Origin of the sequence: Pseudomonas sp. NFACC37-1, from assembly GCF_900101575.1 — a bacterium.
Lineage (GTDB): Bacteria > Pseudomonadota > Gammaproteobacteria > Pseudomonadales > Pseudomonadaceae > Aquipseudomonas > Aquipseudomonas fluorescens_AA.
This window is the reverse complement of the sequence record NZ_FMUZ01000087.1, coordinates 1-2112: the sequence shown is the minus strand read 5'-3', so window position 1 is coordinate 2112 and position 2112 is coordinate 1. Positions and strand designations below refer to the sequence as shown.

The window sequence follows — 2112 nt, the reverse complement described above, 5'->3', positions numbered from 1 at the left end:
GCCCAGGCCGACCAGATGACGGGCCAGGCGATTGGCCCGGTCGTTCAGTCCGGCGTAGGTCAGGCTGTGCTCGTCATGCACGGCCGCCAGCGCCTCGGGATTGGCCTGTACCCGTGCCTCGAACAGACCATGGACGGTCCTGTCCTGCGGATAGCTGCGGGTCGTGGCATTGAATTCCACCAGCAGTTGGCGACGCTCGGCCGACGGCAGGACCGATACGCTGTTCAATGGCGTCTGTGGCGCCTGCTCCAACGCAGACACCAGGTTCTCCAGCACCACGTTCATGTAAGCACAGATCCGCTGCGCGCCGATTTGCGGCAACGCCAGCGCGGTCAGGTGGAAATCTTCGCCCAGGTCATCCACCGACAGGGTCAGCGGGTAGTTGGTGCGCTCTTCGTTGCTCAGGAGCTCGATGCCGTTCCAGGCCGCCAATGCATCGGTCGAAGTCACATCCGCGTTGCTGTGCCGATAGTTGAGCAAGGCACTGAACAGCGGCATCGGCGCGACCACGCCGCTGCAACGCTGGGCCAGGGCCAGGGACGCATGCTCATGACCCAGCAGGCCGGTCAACCGGGCATGTGCGGCCTTGGTACTGCCGCGCACATCCTGGTCGCCCACGTCCAGCCGAAGCGGCAAGGTGTTGATGAACATGCCCAATGCATGTTCGGCACCGTCACCACCCTGCATCCGGCCCATCAACACAGTGCCGAATACTACGTCCTGTTTGCCGGACACCTGGCTCAGTACCCGCGCCCAGGCCAGGTGATGCAGGCTCGCCGCACTCACGCCCAACGTCCGGGCCTGGGCCCGCAGACGGCGACTCAGGTCTGCGCAAAGGTGCAACCCGGCCTCCTCGATATCGCTGCCGTCGCCGCGCACATCCTGTACACCGAAGGGCAGCGTCGGTTCGTCGATGTCGCCGAGCATGTCGCGGAAAAATGCTTCATGTTCCTCGCGGCTGACACCCAGGCGAGCCTGGGCCACGTAGTTGCGGAAAGGTGCCGCTTCACCCAGTTGATCACCCTGGCCCAGCAGATGCACCTGCATTTCGTGGCGCACCACTTCCAGCGCCGTGTGATCCAGTGCCATGTGATGGAACAGCAACAGCGCTACCCAGCGCTGGTTGGCCGGGTCATGGGCAAAGGCAATGCGCATCAGCGGTGCCTGTTGCATATCGAGACGGTAATGCAGTGTGTCGAAGCGCTCGCGCAGTTGTCTGGCGATATCCCCCGCCTCGGCGGCCAGTACCACCTCCTCGACCGCCAGCTGCGCTTTGCGCCAGACCACTTGCACCGGCTCGTCCAGACCTTCCCAGACCACCGACGTACGCAGGATGTCATGGCGATCGATCACCGCCTGCAGCGCATGGGCAAATGCGTCCAGGCGCCCATGGTCGGTGACGGTGAACGTTGCCTGCAACACATAGGGGTCACCGGTGGCCGCTGCAATGTGGTGGTAGAGAATGCCTTCCTGCAACGGTGCCAGGGGGTAGATGTCTTGCACATTGCGCGCACCACCCGGCACCGTCGCGACGATGCGGTCGATGGCCTGCTGGTCCAGAGCGACCAGCGGCAGCATCGCCGGCGTGATTCGAGTGCTCCCCAGCAAAATCCCGTTGTCCGGCACCTCGACATCGCGACCGCTACCGACCGCGGCGGCCAGCGCCATCAAGGTCGGCTGGCCGAACAGCACGCGCACGTCAGCGCTCAGTCCGACCTGGCGCATCCGCCCGATCAGGCTGACGGCCAACAGCGAATGACCGCCCAGCTCGAAGAACTGGTCGTGACGGCCGACCTGTTGCACGCCCAGCAGGCCCTGCCAGATCTGCGCCAGGGCAATTTCGACTTCGCCTCGAGGGGCTTCGTAGCCGCGGGTGATGACCGAATCCAGGTCTGGGGCCGGCAAGGCCTTGCGGTCGAGCTTGCCGTTGGGGGTCAGAGGCAAGGCATCAAGGTGTACGTAGGCTACCGGGACCATGTAGGCCGGCAATTGCCCTTGCAAGTGGCGGCGCAGGGTTTCGATGTCCACCGTTTCGGATTGAGTGAAGTAGGCCACCAGGCGCTTGTCGCCCGGCACGTCTTCACGGGCCAGTACCACGGCTTCCTTCACGGC

The 2112-nt window shown here is 64.4% G+C and carries 1 protein-coding gene; it reads right to left on the bottom strand.

Annotated features, from left to right (window positions below; all coding sequences use genetic code 11):
- A partial coding sequence (locus tag BLP82_RS29970; RefSeq protein WP_256576696.1) for a condensation domain-containing protein occupies positions 1 to 2112 on the bottom strand: 2112 nt, incomplete at both ends.